Below are 17789 nucleotides of genomic sequence, written 5' to 3' on the forward strand. Positions count from 1 at the left end.
ACCCTCTGATTCCATTCCGATTCATATTTTCCTAACCGTCAATGGTAACGGGGTCTTGTCGGTTTTGCTGCATCTTGCATCCCACGGGAGGGCTGGATGGGCGCATCGATCCGATGGACCGCGCGAACGCGCGCGTTGCTCCGCCGTTGGCGCGGAGCGCCGCTGACGTGGCTGATCGCCGGCGGCTTCGTGCTGATGCTTGCGACCGCCATCGGCACCGCGCTCACGGTCGACCGTTTCCGGCAGAATGCCATCGAGAGCGGTCGCGACAGCCTTGAAAACGCCGTCCGCATGCTCGCCCGGCATTTCGACCGGCAGTTCGAGGACTTTGCGGTGCTGCAGAAGAGCATCATCGCCGAGCTCGAGAGCCACGGCATCCAGTCCGCCGAAATCTTCCGCAGCGAGATGGGCACGCTCGCCGTGCATGAGGTGCTGCGCGCGAAAGCCAGCGGCTGGTCCGACGTCGCCGGCGCCAATGTGTTCGATTCCAGGGGCGTGCTGATCAACTCGTCGCGGCAATGGCCGGTCGCCGATATCTCGATCGCCGATCGCGGCTATTTCAACCGTCTCAAGGACGATCCGGCCGCACAGGAGGAGGTGGAGGTCGTGCCCGGCCGGTTCGGCAACGGACCGGCGATCGTGTTCGCGCGGCGCATCTCCGGCCCGCACGGCGAATTCCTCGGGCTGGTCTCGCGCGCGATCACGCCCGAGCAGCTCGAATCCTTCTTCGCCTCGACCGGGCTCGGCGAGGATTCCTCGATCGCGATGCACCACCAGAACGGCCAGCTGCTCGCCCGCATTCCACACGTCGAAGCGATGATCGGGCAGAACTTCCGCACCGGCACGCCGGAGCAAATGGCGGTGTTCGAGCGCACCTTCGTCACCACCCAGCTCGCAAGCCCGATCGACGGCAAGGACCGCATCGTCGCCTCGCGCCTGCTCACCGGCGAGCCGCTGGTCGTGGTCGCGACCAAGTCGCTCGATGCGACGCTGGCGACCTGGCGCACACAGACGAAATTCTTCGTCACCATTGCCGCGCTGTCGATCGGCCTGTTGGTGCTCACGCTGTTTCTGATCTTCCGCCAGGTGACGCACCGCCTGTCGCTCGAGAAGCAGCGGCTCGACACCGCGATGAACACGATGACGCAGGGCCTGTTGATGTTCGATCAGGACGAGCGGCTGATCGTCTGCAACCGCCGCTACATCGAGATGTACGGGCTCTCTGTCGCCGTGGTGAAGCCCGGCGTCCACTTCCGCGATGTGATCCGGCACCGCCGGGACACCGGCTCGTTCGAGGGCGACGTCGAGGCCTATTGCGACGACATCCTGAGCAATGTCGGCCGCACCAAGAGCGCGATCGTCGAAACCGCCGACGGCCGCCTGATCGAGATCAAGAACCAGCCGGCCGCTGCCGGCGGCTGGCTCGCCACCCATGACGACGTCACCGAGCGCATCCGCGCCGACGAGCGCATCGCCCATCTGGCGCATTACGACGCCCTCACCGATCTGCCCAACCGCGTGCTGCTGCGCGGGCATCTGGAACGCCGCGTCGCCGAGCTCGCTCAGGGCAAGCCGTTCGCGATCCTCTATATCGACGTCGACGAGTTCAAGGGCGTCAACGATTCGCTCGGACATGAGGTCGGCGACGAACTGCTGCGCCAGGTGGCGAACCGCCTGCGCGCCTGCGTCAGCGGCAACGACATGGTCGCGCGGCTGGGCGGCGACGAATTCGCCATCGTCAAGGCCGGCACCTCCGATCCGGCCGAGCTGACGGCACTGGCGGAAACCATCCTCAAGGCGTTGCGCGCACCGGTGGATTGCAGGGGGCACGAGGTTCCGACCGATGCCAGCATCGGCATCGCCGTCGCGCCCGATCACGGCGACAATCTCGACGATCTGCTCAAGCGCGCCGATCTGGCGATGTATGCGGCGAAGTCGGAAGGCCGCCGCACCTTCCGCCTGTTCGTGCCCGAATACGACGCCAAGGCGCGGCAGCGCCGCCAGCTCGAGCTCGATCTGCGCCAGGCGCTCGCACGCGGCGAGTTCGAGGTGCACTACCAGCCGCTGGTCGACCTCACCGCCAATGTCGTCACCGGCTGCGAGGCCTTGCTGCGCTGGCGCCATCCCGAGCGCGGCATGGTTTCGCCGGCGGAGTTCATCCCGGTCGCCGAAGACACCGGCCTGATCGGCGAGATCGGCGAATGGGTGCTGAAGCAGGCCTGCGTCGAGGCTGCCTCGTGGCCGGGACGGATTCACATCGCGGTCAACGTGTCGCCGGTCCAGTTCCGCTCGCGCACGCTGGCGCTCAAGGTCGCCGCCGCCCTCGCGGAGTCCGGGCTCGCGCCGGGCCGGCTCGAGCTCGAGATCACCGAGACGGTGCTGATCCGCGACGACGAGGAGGCGCTGGCGATCCTGCAGCAGCTGCGCGAGCTCGGCGTGCGCATCGCGCTCGACGATTTCGGCACCGGCTATTCGTCGCTCAGCTATCTGCACCGCTTCCCGTTCGACAAGATCAAGATCGACCGCAGCTTCATCAGCGACATCGGTCAGTCCGAGGACTCCTCGCCCTCGTGCAGGCCGTGGTGCACATGGCCGCCGCGCGCCATATGGCGACCACCGCCGAAGGTGTCGAGACTGAAACCCAGCGCGAGGTGCTGCGCCAGCTCGGCTGCAGCCAGATGCAGGGCTGGCTGTTCAGCCCGGCGGTACCGGCGACGAAGCTGAAGCAGCTGCTGGCGGCGCAGGCGGTCGCGGCCTAGCCGGCGACGCCACGTCTGGCCCGGATGTCCGCTGCCAGGAAAGCGGCGCCGCTGAGTGTTTGGTTCGAGGTCGTGCGGCGATTTGACAATCAGCGACCGACAGCTATCAATTCATTGAATTCTGCGCACCTGGCTCGTCGAAATGGTGAGCCGCCGATCCGCCTCATTTTCGAGACCCGGGCAAGAAACGCTCAAAATACCGATGGTTTGCCTCCATTGGCCGCCGCAACGAAGAGTCGCATTGAGTCCCAATCCAAGCGCAAACCACAGGCATTTTGGAGCCGCTCAGCGCAATTTGAACCAGGGATTTCCGCATGCCGAATGATGGGTCGAGGACGGGGACGGAGCGTCTGAGACACTGGCTTGAAAGCGTTGGGCTCAGCCGATACACGGACTTCTTCGTCCGCCATCGCATCGATCTCGACATCCTGCCCCACCTGACCGAACCGGATCTGGCACAGATTGGACTGCCGCTCGGAGACCGCAAGCGGCTTCAGCGTGCAACGGCGTCCCTTTCCGGAATGGCCGCGCCAGCCGCGGGCCACACATTGCCCGCTACGGCAATCGTTGCGGAACGTCGCCAGCTCACCACGATGTTCTGCGACATGGTCGATTCCACCGCGCTCTCCGCACAGTTCGATCCCGAGGACGTGCGTGACATGATCGCGAGCTTTCGCGAAACCTGCGTGGGTGTGGTCAAACACTATGAAGGATTTGCCGCCCGCTTCGTCGGCGACGGCATCCTGGTCTATTTCGGCTACCCGAAGGCGCATGAGGACGATGCCGAGCGAGCGGTGCGGGCTGGTCTCGAGATCGTGCGGACATTGTCGACCGCGCCTGCGATCGAGCCGCTGAGTGCGCTCAACCAAGCGCCCGCCGTCCGGATCGGCATCGCGACGGGACTGGTGGTCGTGGGCGACTTGGTCGGCCAGGGGACCGAGGAGCGCGATTCCGCGGTCGGCGAGACCGTCAATCTGGCGGCGCGATTGCAGGGCCTGGCGCCGCCGAACGGGGTGGTCATCTCGTCGTCGACGCAGTCGCTGTTGAAGGGAAAGTTCGACTATCGCAATCTCGGGGTCCATGCACTCAAGGGCATAGCCGGAAGAACACAGGCGTGGCATGTGGTACGGCCGTCGCGCGTGGAGACCCGCTTTGCCGCAGCCATCGGCTCCCGGCTGACGCCACTCGTCAATCGCGACGACGAGATCACGGTTCTGCTCGGCCGCTGGGAGCAGGCCAAGGCGGGCGACGGCCAAGTCGTGGTGCTGTTCGGGGAGCCGGGCATTGGCAAGTCGCGCATCGTCCAGGAAATCTTCGTGCGGATTGCGGGGGATCGGCACGGGCATGTCTCGTTCCAGTGTTCGCCCTACTACAGCTCGACGGCGTTCCATCCCTTCATCGAGCAGCTCAAATTTGCCCTGGGCCTCGACCGCGACGATGCTTCGGCCTCGTCTCTGTCGAGTCTCGAGCGGACCGTTGCGGCCGCGCATGGCGACATCGAGCAGATGACGCCGCTCTTTGCGGCGCTGCTGTCGATCCCGACCGGGGACCGCTATCCTCCGCTCGATCTGTCGCCGCAGCAGCAAAAGGACGCCATCGTCTCCGCCCTCATCAATCATCTCCTGGGCCTCGCGCACGATCAGCCGCTGGTGATCGCCTTCGAGGACGCCCATTGGATCGATCCGACATCCCGGGAGGTCATCGATCTGCTGGTGGAGCGGGTCCAGTATACGCCCATTCTCGTCGTCATCACCTGCCGTTCCGAATTCAAGCCGAGCTGGAGCGCTCACTCTCACATCACGACGCTGGTGCTGAACAGGCTGAGCCGGCAGCAGCGGACGACCTTGGTCGAGCGGGTTGCCGGCAGCCGCAAAATGCCGAAGGAAGTCGTCGAGGACATCATCGTCAAGACCGACGGCGTGCCGCTGTTCGTCGAGGAGCTGACCAAAGCCGTTCTCGAAAGCGACCTTCTGACCGAGGAACGCGGAAACTATGTGCTCTCCGGTTCGTGGCGACCGCTGGCAATCCCGGCGACGCTGATGGATTCGCTGATGGCGCGTCTGGATCGGCTGGGCCCGTTCAAGAGGGTCGCACAGATCGGAGCCACCATCGGCCGGCAGTTCTCCTACGAGATGCTGAACGCTGTCGCCTCCGTACCAGCCGACCAGATCGAGGCGGCGCTCGATCGCCTGGAGGAGGCAGGGCTGATCGTCCGGCTGGGCCATCCGCCGGATGCGCTCTACTCGTTCAAGCACGTGATGATCCAGGATGCAGCGCATGCGAGCCTGTTGCGCAGCGAGAGGAGACGGCTCCACGCGCGGATCGCGTCGGTGCTGGCTCAGAACTATCCGGAAAAGACCGAGCGCGAGCCGGAGCTGCTCGCCTATCATCTGACCGAATCCGATCAAAGCCAGCCGGCTGCAGCTTCCTGGATCAAGGCCGGCAGGCACGCCGCAAGGTTGGGAGCCTATTTGGAAGCGATCGGCCACCTGCGCCGTGGCCTAGCGGTCGTCCTCGGCAGTCCCGAGATGCCCGACCGCGATGAAATGGAGCTGGAGCTTCGCATTGCGCTGGGTAACGCGCTGATCGCTGCCAAAGGTTACGGCACACAGGAGGTGGAAGACAATTTTGCCCGAGGCCTCGAGCTCGGACGGCAGCTCCATGATGAAGACAAGGTGCTAGCGGCGATAAGAGGGCTTTGGATGCACCACTTCATTCGGGCTGACCTGACCAAGGCGCATGGTCTGAGTGCCGCACTCCTGAAATTCGCCAAACGGGAACGCCCGAGCGAGTTGCTGTCGAAGCAGACCCTGTACCTCGTGGAGGCCCACAGGTCGATCGCGGCGACCATGCTTTACCGCGGGCGGTTTCTGGCGGCGCAACATCATCTTCGTCGCTCCATCCAACTCGATGATCCGGCTCTGCATCGCGGTTCGGCGGAAAGGCTCCTCAATCCAGGCGTCATGTCGATGTCGTACCTCGGATACCTGCTATGGTTCCTGGGGCAGCCTGACACCGCGCGGCAGCACAGCGAGCAGGCGATTTCCGATGCCGAGCAAATGCGCCATCCTTTTACGCTGGCATTCGCGCAAGTGTTTGGCGCATACCTTTGTCAGCATCTGCGCGACGTCACGGGCACCAGAGATTATGCCAGCCGCGCGATGACCATTTCATCGCAACACGGCTTTCTGCATTGGAAGCAACAGGCCACCATTCTGCATGGATGGGCGCTGACTGAGCTCGGGGACATGGATGCAGGTCTGAGCGAAATGCGCACGGGCGTCGAGGGTTACGAGGCGCAGAATTCCTGGCTCGCCAGTTGCTGGTTCAGATGCCTCCTCGCGCAAGGCTATGCGAGGGCCGGTCTGTCGGAAGCGGCCTTGCGCGCGCTCGATGGTGCCTTGACGGTCGCGAAGAGGACGGGCGATCACTTCTATCTGGCGGAGATCTACCGCCTGCAAGGGGAGTTCATCCGGGCCCATGCCGGACCAGCGGCCGACTCCGAGGAATTGTTCGTGCAGTCGCTGGAAGTCGCGCGCGGACAGAATGCCCGCTCGTGGGAGCTGCGGACAGCCGTCAGCCTAGCCCGCCTCTGGCGAGATTCCGACAAGCTTGAGCAGGCGGTGGACCTGCTTGTGCCTGTTGTCGGCAGGCTCCGTGAAGGGCTCGTCACGCCGGACGTGAAAGAAGCCATCGCGCTCGCAAGCGAGCTCGATATGCTGTCATCCAGAGAACAGCCATGGATCGCGCGAATCAATTCGATCCGACAGTGCCCGTGACCGGCATCGACATGCGACAGCGCACGCCGCCCGGCTCGAAGGCGAGATCGAACTCGCCGCCGAGGTCCGCCTCGACACAGCGCTCCATCAGCCGCGTGCCGAAGCCGCGGCGCATGGGCGGCGTGACTTTCGGGCCGCCGGATTCCACCCATTCATAATCGAGAATGGTGCCGTGCCCGGCATTCCGCAGGCTCCATCGCATCAAGAGCGTCCCATCCGGCGCCGACAAGGCTCCGTACTTCGTCGCGTTGGTCAGGAGCTCGTTGAGAACCATCGTAAAGCTGAGCGCCGAGCGCGCATTGAGCGCGACGGGTGGACCTTCCATCCTGATCCGGCCATCCTCCGCAACAGCCGCCGTGATGTCCTCGACGAGCCGCTGGAGCGGAGCGTCCTGCCACTTGCGCTCGGTCAAGAGATCATGCGCACGAGAGAGCGCCAGCAACCGGCCCTCGAAGGTTCGATTGAAGTCGTCCAGACTGCTGGTATGGCGCGCGGTCTGGCCGGCGAGCGATTGCACCATCGCCAGGGTATTCTTGACGCGATGATTGAGCTCATCAATCAGGAGGGTTTGCGCCATTTCCGCGCGCTTGCGTTCGGTGATGTCGACCAGCATGTTGACTGCACCGATCAGCCTGCCCCCCGAATCGAATAGCGGCGTCGGATAGGGAATGAACGGCACGCGCGTGCCGTCCGGTCGCTCCGCAACAGCCTCCACTCCACGCACGGGCCGCCCCTCCCGGAGCGCGATCGCCATCGGACATTGGTCGTGCGGCAGAGGCGTGCCGTCGGGCCAATAGAGCTTCCAGGTCACGCACCATTCGTCGCCGGGCAGCGGCGTGCGCCCGGCCATCTCGACGGCGGTCTTGTTGTAGAAGGTGATGCGGCCGTTTGCGTCGGTGGTGTAGAGTGCGGCGGGCAGCGCCTCGAGCAGATCGCGCATATGCTGCTCGCTCTCGCGAATCCGATCCTGCAATCGCTTGGCTTCCGTGACGTCGTGACTGACGCGAACGCCGTAGCGGAAGCGTCCCGCGCTGTCCGTGACCGAAGAGCTGAAGATCTCGAGATAACGCACGCTGCCGTCGGGGCGCAGGGCGCGCTTGCGGCAGGTGTAGCTTGGAATCTCGCCACGGACCTGTTGCTCATAGAGGGCAAGATCCGCGGCGCAATCGTCGGGATGAGTATAGTCGGAAAAGCTCATCCCCAGCAGCTCCTCACGGGATCTCCCGGTGATCTCGCTCAGATAATCGTTGACCCGGAGCAGCCGCCCATGTTCATCGGCCTCGGCGATGCCGACCTTGGCCGCTTGGTAGGTTGCAGCGAGGCGAGTCTCGCTCGCCTCGCGCGCCAGCTCGGCCACGCGCAGCCCGGTGACGTCAGCTGTAAAGCAGCGCGTGCTGACGAACTTGCCGTCCTCGACACGACTGTTGGAGGTGATCAGTACGTGCTTGATCGAGCCGTCCTTCGCGCGCAGGCGGGCAGGATAACGGTCCAGCCTTTCGCCGCAGGACAGTCGGTGGAGAATGTCGCCGATGACGGGGGCGTCCGCGTGAAATTCGGCCACATGGTGACCGATATACTCTTCGGCGCTGTAGCCCAGCAGATCGAGCTCGGCCTGATTGGCCCTGCGAATGATGCCGTCGCCACCCACGATATGGAGCCCGACCGCACTGTTCTCGAAGAAGTCCTCGAGATCCTTGGACTTTGCACGAACCTCTTCCTCGATCTTCTTGCGATCTGAAACGTCCTGAAAGCAATTGATTGCGCCCTGGATGCGGCCGGCATGATCGCGCAGGGGACGGATGTTCACGAGTGCAGTGATCCGCGAGCCGTCCGGCCGTTCGATCATGACCTCCGTGTTACGCGCGGGGAGGCCGAGCCGGACCGCCGTGGCGATGGGGCACTCGGAATGCGGAAGCAGGGTGCCGTCCATCCTGTAGAGACGATGCGACCCGCAGAACTTTTCGACGGAACCAAGCTCCGGAGTTCTGCCCCACAATTCCGCGGCTTCGCCGTTGTAGGTCACGATCCAGCCTTCACTATCGCAGACATAGACCGCGCCCGGAATGGCCTCGAGCGCTGCAGGAGCCGCCGCCACCAGGGCCTCGAATTCGGTCAGCTTGCGGGCAGAGAGCGGAAATTCCTCGACATTCGACATACTTAGCCCCGACGTGCCGCAGGCGGGCGCCTACGCAATCAGCTTGAACGCATCAAAGCCCAGAGCGTTCCAAGGCCCGCCAACCGCTGGTTGAGACTTGGCGGCGCCGAGTGCGGTCAAAGCGTCCGCGAGCGGCGCTTCGACAGTCGGGCCTCACCCGTGTTGTGCCGACGCCGACGGCACGGCGCTCGACGACGGGCGCACCATGGTCTGGCCCTATTACGTCAACGGCCGCCCCAAGATCCGCTGCTTCATGCCCGACAGCATGACGTGATCCGGAACGGGCTCGGCAAGGTAAGAGAAGCTCACATCGATTGTCGGGCCGCCCGCACTTCGGCGAATTCGGCGTCGGGGTGGCTGACGATGGTGGCGACCATGATGCCGCTGATGATCAGCGACCAGGCGGTGTTCCAACAGATCCAAAACACGAGCCAGCCTCCCTTTTCCCTCTCTCACGCCCCGAGCTAACGGCAGAGCGATGCCGCCGTTCCCGGCGCGGGGCCTGCCGCGAGGGCGGCGGCAAGGAACTATTTTGGTTTGGTCGGCGGCGCCGCCCGATCGGTTTGGCCGGTGTGGCGCTTTGCCACGACGTCCGCATCGCGCTCGCCCTCGTGCGGGCGCGGCGGAAGCTTGGGCTGGCCGGCTTGACCGCCATGCTTGCTGCCCATGTCGGGCTTGCCTTCGAGATCGTTTGCGCGGGACATGTCGGTTCAATGCGTTCGCAGCGCATTGGTTCGCGACAGCATCGGCCGTTTTCGCCCTGTGAACGGCCTCATAGAACCGCCGCTCTTTGCAGTGCAGGATCGCTGACGCGGCCCTTGGCCTCGCGGCTTGCACCGATGGATTGGCCTGATGCGAAAACGACTCATCCTCTGGACCCTCATGACCTCCGCCCTGGTCGCGATCACCGTGTGGACTATGCTCGGGCCGCCGGACCAGCCGTCCGGGTTGCGTCTGCCCTCCCGAACCGCAGCGGCGCGCTGACCCGGCATCCCGCGACCGATGCGATTTCGGCATCGATCGATCCCCATTGGATTTTGGTGCGGCGTCGCTCCGCCCGCTATGCTCGCGGCAAAAACGATAATACCGCGAGCCAGCTTTCAGGAGGAGCCCATGTCGAGACCGATGTCGAGACCGATCCGACGCATCGCATCGCGCGCGCCACGCGCTGCGATCGCCGCCGCCCTGTTCGCTTCGCTTACCCTCATTTCTGGAGTCCGTGCCGGTATGGCCGAAACCTTCGCCTATGTCGGCAACGCCGACAGCAACGACATCAGCGTGTTCAAGATGAGCGAGAGCGGCGAGATGACGCTCGTGCAGACGGCCGCCTTCAAGGGCGTCGAAAAGCCGGGCTCTTCGACACCGCTCGCGATCACGCCCGATCACCGTACGCTGATCGCCGGCATCCGCTCGCAGCCCACTCTCGCGGTGAGCTTTGCAATCGATCCCAGGACGGGCGAGCTCAACCATCTCGGCAACGGACCGCTCGCGGAGAGCATGGCCCATATCGCCATCGACCGCAGCGGCAAGTACCTGTTCAGCGCCTCCTATGGCGGCAACAAGGTCGCGCTGAATCCGCTGCTTGGCAACGGGGTTGCCGGCGAGCCCAAGCAGGTGATCCCGACCGGGCTGAACGCGCACGCCTTCCTGCCTTCGCCCGACAACCGCTTCGCATTTGCGACCAATCTCGGCTCCGATCAGGTGCTGGCCTTCGCATTCGATGCCACGACCGGCACGCTGACGCCGAACGACCCGCCGGGGCGCAAGGTGCCGGAGAAATCGGGGCCGCGGCACTTCGTGTTTCATCCCGGCGGCAAGTTCGTCTATCTCCTCCACGAGCTGAACGGCGACGTCGCGGCCTTCACTTATGAAGCCAGGAGCGGCGCGTGGGACGAGATCCAGCGCACCACCGCGCTGCCGGAAGGGTTTTCGGGAAAAGAGCCTAATAAGAAACCTTGGGCGGCCGACATCCACATCACGCCGGACGGCCGCTTCCTCTACGCTTCCGAGCGCACCACCAGCACGCTCACCGCCTACAGGGTCGATGGCTCGAGCGGCAAGCTGACCACGATCGGCAGCGTGCCGACCGAGAAGCAACCGCGCGGCTTTCAGGTCGATCCCAGCGGCCGCTATCTCGCCGCGGTCGGCGAGCTCTCCGACAGCATGACGGTTCATGCCATCGACCAGGGCAGCGGCGCGCTGACCAAGCTGAAATCCTACCCCACCGGCAAGAAACCGAACTGGGTCGAGTTCCTGAAACTGCCGTGAGGAGCCATCGCCGACCTACGTAAACATCCGTAATTTCGCGAGGCCCGGCTTGGCGTCATATCTCGGTCATGGACCGGCAGATTGTCTTCAAATGCCCCCAGACGGGCCTGAACGTGCAGCATCGGCTTACCGACGAGCCGAGCGATCGCACGCACGTGTCGGTGTCGTGTCCGGCCTGCACGCGGCTGCATCTGATCGAGCGGGCCAGCGGCAAGCCGGTGGGTGAGCGGCGCCGCTGACGCCCGCCGCGCGCGGCGCGAGCTCTTCGGAGCGAACCTGTTCTCCAATCCCGCGACTCATCAAAGACTTGCTTGTCAAAGACTCGCTTGCCGCGACTGCCGGCGGCGGCACGGCGTCCTGTTTCGGGACGACGCGGCCGTAGTGCAGGCGGCGGCCATCTGCTATCGATTGGAGGCATAGCCCAAGTGGAATTTACCCAATTGGAATTTCCGATGCGTCATTTGCCCCGCGCCGTTGTTCGAAACCTGTGCCCCGCAGCCGTCGCCGGCCTGCTCGTCCTCAGCCCCCATCCGGCCGGTGCCGCCGATGACGACGCGCCGAAGGGGCCGGCGGTCACGGTGCTGAAGGTCGCGAAATCCTGCTTCTCCGACGTCGTCGAAGCCACCGGCACGATCATCGCGCGTGAGGAAACCTCGGTGCGGCCCGAGCGGCCCGGCCTGAAGGTCACGGACGTGCTGGCGGAAGCCGGCGACACCACCACCGCCGGCCAGGTGCTGGCCCGGCTGGCGCTGCCCGAAGGCGGCACGCTTCAGGTCACCGCGCCCGTGGCGGGGGTGATCGCGACCTCGACCGCGCAGATCGGCAACTTCGCCTCGGCCAAGGGCGAGGCGCTGTTCACGATCGTGGCGCGCAGCGAGTACGACCTCGTCGGCCTCGTGGCCACCACCGATGTGCGCAAGCTCGCGGTCAATCAGCAGGCCACCGTGCGGATCCCAGGTGGCGGCGACATCAGCGGCAAGGTGCGCCGCATCGGACCGACCGTCGAGCCGAACATCCAGCAGGGCATGGTCTATATCGGCATCTCCTCGCAGAAGCGGCTGCTGCTGAATGGGAGCGGGCGCGCGCTGATCAAGACCGGGCAGAGCTGCAACGTGGCGGTGCCGCTGACCGCCGTGCAATATTCGTCCGCCGGCACCGTGGTGCAGGTGATCCGCCGCAACCGCGTCGAGACCAAGCGTGTCGAGGTCGGCTTGATGTCCGGCGGCAATATCGAGGTCCGCGACGGCCTTAGCGAGGGTGACGTCGTCGTCGCCCGCGCCGGTGCCTTGCTGCGCGAAGGCGATCCGGTGCGTCCCGTGATGGCGAGCGCGGAAGCGGCGAAGTAGGAGCAACGTCGTAGGGTGGGTTAGCCGAAGGCGTAACCCACCTCTTTGCTTTCCAAGCTGACGCGAGAGAAGCGGTGGATTACGCCTTTGGCTAATCCACCCTACAAGAGCCGCGAACTAACCGCCGGCTTCGCCGAAACGGACGTCTTCGAGCAGCGACGACGATACGGTCGGGACCTGGTCGCCTTCGCTGGCGCGGGAGATGGCGAGGCGGGTCTTGTTGAAGACGCTCTCGGCGCTGCCGGGCTTGCTGAGGTTGTTGAGGAACTCGCTGACCAGCACGCTGTGCTCGCCCTTGCCGTCGTCGACGACCTTGCCGGGCGAGGCGGAGGTGAGGATGAGCGCATTGTCGGACGCGCTGATCGGCGCGAGACCGTGGCTGTAGGAGCGGAAGCGGCGCTCGTAGGGATTGCGGCGGGAGGCGTCGACCACGACGAGCTTCGCCTTGGCGCCCTGCTCCTTCATCATCTCGAGCACGCCCTCGATCGACACGCCTTGGCGGCGGACGTCCTTTTCCTTCCAGATCACGGCATCGACCGGCAGCATGTAGCTCTCGCGGCCGGCCTGCACGCCGTAGCCGCCGAAGAACAGCATGACGACGCTGTCGCGGGTGATCCGCGACTTCAGGCGGCTCACGGCGCGGACCATGTCGTCGCGGGTCGCATCTTCCACCATGTCGACGTCGAAGCCGTTCTTGCGCAGGGACGAGGACAGCGCACGGGCGTCGTTGATCGACTGCGTCAGCGGCGCGCTGGCGTCGGGGTAATGTCCATTGCCGATGACGAGCGCCAGGCGCGAGCTCTGGCCGATCGAACCGGCGATCTGATCGGTCGAGACCGCCTTGGCGGCATCGATCGCACGCATGTTGAGAGCAGCATGGGCGCCGATCACCAGCGACACCGTGCCGATGAGGGCCGCGGCGAGGGCGATCGTACGTCTGGAAAGGTCGAGCTGCTTTAGATTCATCTCGCTTCGTTTCCTGTGCCAAAGACCTACCAAGCGCGCGCACACTGTTTGAGTAGCGCGATAGCGGCTTTAGGTTTGAGGGATTGGCCGGGGATGTGACCCCGAATTGCGCGCAATTTGCGGCGCCGCACCAAACAAACCCTTAACCGGATATAGGCCCTGGGGCAATAGATTGCTCAAAATTTGAACTAAGCGTCTGAATATACTTGATAATTCTCCGATCCAAATTGCCGCATTTACGGCTTCCCCGTAGCCTTCCGGAGAGCGATCATGCAGCCTTCGTGCCGGCTTTTCCGTGACTTCCATCACATTTGTTTTTCCCGCGAATCCGGGTAGCTTTTTCAACGACTTGCAGGGGGGTGGCGCGCAGATGGCAGCGTGCCTGATGTCCCCGACCAAGGCCCCCGCGACCAGGTATTTCATGAGCTTTCATTATTTTGCCGGCGCCGCCTGCCGGGCGCTGACGGCGCGGAAGGACGGCCCCTCGCTTTACGACGTCTGCGATCCCGTATTGTCGGATACGGCCAGCGGCGATCCGCATCTCGCCAAATTCTACAGGACCGCCCTCGGCAATCCCGCGCTGCGGATCCTGCTCCGCCGCGCCGGCCTGCCCGAGCTGCGCGACGAGGGGATGCTGACGCGGCTGCGCGCGGCACTCACCCGGGCCCGCGACGAGGCCGAGCCCGACTGGGCGGCGGTCGGGCAGCCGATCGCCGATCTCGTCGACAGCATCGCGCTCGACCACCCCAAGCCGCCGCCGGTGCCGTTCACCGCCGCCATGCCCCAGAGCGCGCAGATCGACGGCGTGATCCGCGATTGCGCGCAGCATCTGCTCGGCTCGTACCGCCGCAACGGCTTCCTGCCGACCTACGCCGCCTTCAACCTGATCGGCGATCCTGATGTCCGCGGCCGCGAGCTGATCATGGCGCTCACGGGCCTCAACGCGCGCGGCTACAAGAATTCCTCGCTGCTGTTCAACCTCGCCCGCGTCTTCATCGCGCGCTCGCCCGCGCGCGCCGTGGTCAATCCGCCCTGGAAAGGCATTGCCGAGCCGATGTGGGAGCCGGTGCAGATCCGCCACCGCTCGGCCTATTACGACGCGTTCTTCATCGAGGCCCTGCTCAGCTTCGTCGAGACCGGGCTTGCCTCCCCGGCCGACAAGGTCGCGGCGGAGCGCGCGATCGCCGACTTGGTCGATTTCTGCGTCAACATCAGTCGCGAGGAGGTCGAGGGCATCGACGGCGCGCGCTTCAACGTCGTCACCGCACTGGCGCCGGCGCCGCATCCGCGCTTCTCCCGTTACTTCGCGCAGATCAAGCAGGACCTCGGTTTCGGCATCTACGTGCCGGATTGCGACACCACGGCCTGCTCGATCTCCGCGGCGACGCAGGCCGGCTGTACCGACGCGATCATCGACCAGCCGCTCCTGGACTTCTATGCGGGCTATCAGGTGCGCGCCGGCGTCAACGAACCGCGCGTGACCGTGCCGCTCAACGACAATATCGACTATGAGGGCGGGGTTGCGACCTGGATCGACAATCTCAAGGGCGAGCGCCCTTACGGCAACGATCTCGATCCGACGCTCAATCTCGACATTCTCGAGGTAAGCTTCCGCAACCTTGAGCGCTGGAAGGTGCTGGAGACGCCGTCGCGGCTTGCAACATTGCACCGGATCATCGGCTTTCAGAAGCGGCTGGCCGCCAGCGGCGCCTTCGCCAATCCGCGCTCGCACATCTATTATCTGCCGGAGCTCTACAGCGCCTATTTCGGCCGCTGCTATGCCGCCTTCCTGGCGCTGCCGCTGGCGGCGCAGGCCGCGATCGATCCCGCCGGCGATTTCGATTTCATCCGCCATCGCGTGCTGTCCTACGTCAAGGGCGAGCTGATGGCGGCCGAGATGAACGTGTTCGACGCCGCGCTGGCGCTGATCGCGCTCGGCCATCTCGGCGCCGACCCGCGCGCCTTCGCACCGGCGCTGAACGTGATCGTCGCCGGGCTCGGTGAAGGCGGCCGCCGCGGCCCGTTCCGCGCCTATGAATGGAACAAGATGAAGACGCCGACGCGGATCCTGGTCGGTGGCCCGGAGGTGACCTCGGCGTTCGTGCTGATGGGGCTGGCGGTGGCGAAGCGGGCGATGGCGCGAGGGTGAGGGGTCTCGTAGGGTGGATTAGCGAAGCGTAATCCACCATCTAACCTCCGCGGATACGAACAGTGGTGGGTTACGCCTTCGGCTAACCCACCCTACGAGACCGTCGCAAAATGACAGGAAGTTGAAAGCCTATCTGTTCGGCATGCGCTGGCCGCGCGGCCAAAAGCCGACCACAATTGCGCCGTCTATCGAGATTTTCATCACAACTGGACGGGCATGTTGCGAAAGGTCCTGATTGCGCTGTCTTTGTTCGCCATCCCTTCGCTGGCGGATGCCGCCGAGATCACCGGCACGGCAAAGGTCCGCGCTGGCGATGCGGTGGTGATCGGCACCACGCGGATCCGGCTCGGCGGCATCGACGCGCCTGCAATCGACCAGCTCTGCCTCAACACCAAGTCCGAGCGCTGGACTTGCGGCGTCGCGGCCCGCGATGAGCTCGCCAGATACGCCGAGGGCAAGACTTGGGTCTGCCGCCCGAGATCGGTCGACCGGCGCGGCCGCACGGTGGCGCGCTGCGAGGTCGGCGGCGAGGACATCCAGAAATGGCTGGTGCGCAACGGCTGGGCGCTGGCCTACGCCCACATGTCCCGCGACTATGAAGCCGATGAAAAGGCCGCGCGGGAGGCCAAGGCAGGGATGTGGCAGGGCGCCTTCATCGCGCCGTGGGACTGGCGCGTCCGCAACAAGAAGACCGCGATCCTCGGCGCGACCAAGCCGCCTGACGGCGCGCACGCGGTGCTGCTCGCTTCGGCCTCGGGGCCGGTCGCGCCGTCGCCGGACTGCACCATCAAGGGCAACGTCAACAGCTCCGGGGAGTGCATCTTTCACCAGCCGACCAGCCGCTGGTACACGCAGATCAGGATGAAGATCAGCAAGGGCACCCGCTGGTTCTGCTCGGTCGAGGAGGCCGAAGCGGCCGGTTGCCGGGAGACGAAGCGATAACCCAGCCCTGCATTTTGCGCGCTTTTCTCGGGACGCGCCGGCACGTAAAAGCATGATTCAGCGACCCACCATCCTGTTCTCAGGCAATAAGGACCGACAGCAATGACCGTTCGCGCGGGCCGGGAGTTTCTGGCCATCCCCGGGCCCACCACGATGCCCGACGAGGTGCTGCGGGCGATGCACCGTCCGGCGATCGACATCTACTCCCAGGAGATGCTGGATCTCACCGAGAGCCTGCTCAGCGACATCTCCAAGCTGTTCGCGACCAAGGGCAAGTCCTACATCTACATCGCCAACGGTCACGGCGCCTGGGAAGCGGCGCTGAGCAACGTGCTGTCGCGCGGTGACAAGGTGCTGGTGCTGGAGAGCGGTCGGTTCGCGATCGGGTGGGGCAACGCGGCGGCGCTGATGGGCGCCGAGGTCGAGGTGCTCAAGGGCGATTGGCGCCGCGCGGTGCGGCCGCACGAGGTCGAGGAACGCCTGCGCCGCGACAAGGAGCACAGCATCAAGGCCGTCGTCGTGGTCCAGGTCGACACGGCCTCCGGCGTGCAGAACGACATCGAGGCGATCGGCAAGGCGATCAAGGCGAGCGGCCATCCCGCGCTCTACATGGTCGATACCGTCGCCTCGCTCGGCTGCATGCCGTTCGAGATGGACAAATGGGGCATCGACGTTGCGATGTCCGGCTCGCAGAAGGGCCTGATGACGCCGCCCGGCCTCGGCTTCGTCGCCGCCAATGCGCGCGCGCTCGAGGTGCACAAGAAGGCCAACATGTCGACGCCCTATTGGAGCTGGAGCGAGCGCGAGGGCACCGAGAATTATCGCAAATATGCCGGCACCGCGCCGGTGCATCTGCTGTTCGCGTTGCGCAAAGCGATCGACATGCTGCACGAGGAAGGCCTGGAGAACGCCTTCCGCCGCCACAGCCTGCTCGGCGAAGCCGCCCGCCGCGCGGTCTCGGTCTGGTCGGAAGGCCAGGTGCTCGGATTCAACGTGGCCGAAGCCAGCGAGCGCTCCAACACCGTGACCACGGTGACGATGAGCAACGGCCACGATCCGGCGGTGCTGCAACGCTATTGCAAGGACAAGTGCGGCGTCGTGCTCGGCACCGGCATCGGCGATCTCTCCGGCCAAGCCTTCCGCATCGCCCATATGGGCCATGTCAATGCGCCGATGCTGCTCGGCACGCTCGGGGTGATTGAGGTCGGGCTGAACGCGCTGAAGATCCCGCACGGCAAGGGCGGGCTGGAGGCGGCGGTCGCGTATCTCGGGGAAGAAGTGGCGGTGTAAGTCGCGCGCGCCTCTTCCTTCTCCCCTTGTGGGAGAAGGTGGCGCGAAGCGCCGGATGAGGGGTTCTATCCGCGTTTCCCGACTGCCAGGACTCGCGGAGAGAACCCCTCACCCGTCTCGCCGCTGCGCGGCGAG

13 protein-coding genes and 1 pseudogene are annotated in these 17789 nt (G+C 65.0%); 10 read left to right on the forward strand and 4 right to left on the reverse strand.

From position 1 onward, the window contains the following. Positions 1-96 precede the first annotated feature (96 nt). Positions 97-2759 (forward strand): annotated as a pseudogene (locus I6F33_RS38560) (EAL domain-containing protein). A gap of 314 nt (positions 2760-3073) precedes the next feature. Then, positions 3074-6538 (forward strand): AAA family ATPase, encoded by a 3465-nt coding sequence (locus I6F33_RS34945; RefSeq protein WP_225145557.1) that lies wholly within the window; start codon positions 3074-3076, stop codon positions 6536-6538. Here I6F33_RS34945 and I6F33_RS34950 read toward each other — a convergent pair. Then, entirely contained in the window at positions 6513-8693 is a 2181-nt protein-coding gene (locus tag I6F33_RS34950) for a PAS domain S-box protein (protein WP_225145558.1), read from the reverse strand. The genes I6F33_RS34945 and I6F33_RS34950 overlap by 26 nt on opposite strands. A gap of 97 nt (positions 8694-8790) precedes the next feature. On the opposite strand from I6F33_RS34950, the gene I6F33_RS34955 reads away from it, so the two are divergent. Continuing rightward, the gene (locus I6F33_RS34955; protein ID WP_225145559.1) at positions 8791-8967 is read left to right on the forward strand and encodes a hypothetical protein; all 177 of its coding nucleotides are present in this window, start codon (positions 8791-8793) and stop codon (positions 8965-8967) included. A 31-nt stretch (positions 8968-8998) separates the two neighbouring features. Here the strand turns inward: I6F33_RS34955 and I6F33_RS38435 are convergent, their stop codons facing one another. Together I6F33_RS38435 and I6F33_RS34960 are read right to left on the reverse strand one after the other, a co-directional pair. Then, complete coding sequence (locus I6F33_RS38435) at positions 8999-9121, reverse strand: hypothetical protein (protein ID WP_260345449.1); 123 nt, start codon at positions 9119-9121, stop codon at positions 8999-9001. Between the two features lie 99 nt (positions 9122-9220). Continuing rightward, positions 9221-9397: a hypothetical protein gene (locus I6F33_RS34960; RefSeq protein ID WP_225145560.1), complete on the reverse strand. Its 177-nt coding sequence runs from the start codon at positions 9395-9397 to the stop codon at positions 9221-9223. 148 nt (positions 9398-9545) lie between these two features. On the opposite strand from I6F33_RS34960, the gene I6F33_RS38440 reads away from it, so the two are divergent. From I6F33_RS38440 to I6F33_RS34975, 4 genes are all read left to right on the forward strand, one after another. Beyond that, the gene (locus I6F33_RS38440) at positions 9546-9677 is read left to right on the forward strand and encodes a hypothetical protein (protein ID WP_260345447.1); all 132 of its coding nucleotides are present in this window, start codon (positions 9546-9548) and stop codon (positions 9675-9677) included. A gap of 243 nt (positions 9678-9920) precedes the next feature. Beyond that, a complete protein-coding gene (locus I6F33_RS34965) occupies positions 9921-10961 on the forward strand; it encodes a lactonase family protein (RefSeq protein WP_225145561.1) in 1041 nt (346 codons plus the stop codon). Between the two features lie 68 nt (positions 10962-11029). After that, a complete protein-coding gene (locus tag I6F33_RS34970; RefSeq protein ID WP_167361671.1) occupies positions 11030-11200 on the forward strand; it encodes a hypothetical protein in 171 nt (56 codons plus the stop codon). Between the two features lie 213 nt (positions 11201-11413). Next, positions 11414-12307, forward strand: coding sequence for an efflux RND transporter periplasmic adaptor subunit (locus I6F33_RS34975; protein WP_036015950.1), 894 nt, complete (start codon positions 11414-11416; stop codon positions 12305-12307). Between the two features lie 117 nt (positions 12308-12424). On the opposite strand, the gene I6F33_RS34980 is transcribed toward I6F33_RS34975, so the two are convergent. After that, a complete protein-coding gene (locus I6F33_RS34980; RefSeq protein WP_225145562.1) occupies positions 12425-13273 on the reverse strand; it encodes a caspase family protein in 849 nt (282 codons plus the stop codon). 421 nt (positions 13274-13694) lie between these two features. Here I6F33_RS34980 and I6F33_RS34985 point away from each other — a divergent pair, with 421 nt between their 5' ends. From I6F33_RS34985 to I6F33_RS34995, 3 genes are all read left to right on the forward strand, one after another. Beyond that, positions 13695-15422, forward strand: a complete 1728-nt coding sequence (locus tag I6F33_RS34985) for a hypothetical protein (RefSeq protein ID WP_225145568.1) — start codon at positions 13695-13697, stop codon at positions 15420-15422. Positions 15423-15638: 216 nt separating this feature from the next. Beyond that, the gene (locus I6F33_RS34990; protein ID WP_036015924.1) at positions 15639-16364 is read left to right on the forward strand and encodes a thermonuclease family protein; all 726 of its coding nucleotides are present in this window, start codon (positions 15639-15641) and stop codon (positions 16362-16364) included. 102 nt (positions 16365-16466) lie between these two features. After that, positions 16467-17654, forward strand: a complete 1188-nt coding sequence (locus I6F33_RS34995; RefSeq protein WP_036015923.1) for an alanine--glyoxylate aminotransferase family protein — start codon at positions 16467-16469, stop codon at positions 17652-17654. The last annotated feature ends 135 nt before the right edge of the window (positions 17655-17789 follow it).

Source organism: Bradyrhizobium sp. BRP20 (genome assembly GCF_020194215.1).
In the GTDB taxonomy this organism is placed as follows: Bacteria; Pseudomonadota; Alphaproteobacteria; order Rhizobiales; family Xanthobacteraceae; genus Bradyrhizobium; species Bradyrhizobium yuanmingense.

Excerpts from the sequence above, each read along its gene's own strand:
- I6F33_RS34945 (WP_225145557.1), top strand. The coding sequence starts at position 3,074 with ATGCCGAATGATGGGTCGAGGACGGGGACGGAGCGTCTGAGACACTGG.
- I6F33_RS34950 (WP_225145558.1), bottom strand. The coding sequence starts at position 8,693 with ATGTCGAATGTCGAGGAATTTCCGCTCTCTGCCCGCAAGCTGACCGAA.
- I6F33_RS34960 (WP_225145560.1), bottom strand. The coding sequence starts at position 9,397 with ATGTCCCGCGCAAACGATCTCGAAGGCAAGCCCGACATGGGCAGCAAG.
- I6F33_RS38440 (WP_260345447.1), top strand. The coding sequence starts at position 9,546 with ATGCGAAAACGACTCATCCTCTGGACCCTCATGACCTCCGCCCTGGTC.
- I6F33_RS34965 (WP_225145561.1), top strand. The coding sequence starts at position 9,921 with ATGGCCGAAACCTTCGCCTATGTCGGCAACGCCGACAGCAACGACATC.
- I6F33_RS34970 (WP_167361671.1), top strand. The coding sequence starts at position 11,030 with ATGGACCGGCAGATTGTCTTCAAATGCCCCCAGACGGGCCTGAACGTG.
- I6F33_RS34975 (WP_036015950.1), top strand. The coding sequence starts at position 11,414 with ATGCGTCATTTGCCCCGCGCCGTTGTTCGAAACCTGTGCCCCGCAGCC.
- I6F33_RS34980 (WP_225145562.1), bottom strand. The coding sequence starts at position 13,273 with ATGAATCTAAAGCAGCTCGACCTTTCCAGACGTACGATCGCCCTCGCC.
- I6F33_RS34985 (WP_225145568.1), top strand. The coding sequence starts at position 13,695 with ATGAGCTTTCATTATTTTGCCGGCGCCGCCTGCCGGGCGCTGACGGCG.
- I6F33_RS34990 (WP_036015924.1), top strand. The coding sequence starts at position 15,639 with ATGTTGCGAAAGGTCCTGATTGCGCTGTCTTTGTTCGCCATCCCTTCG.
- I6F33_RS34995 (WP_036015923.1), top strand. The coding sequence starts at position 16,467 with ATGACCGTTCGCGCGGGCCGGGAGTTTCTGGCCATCCCCGGGCCCACC.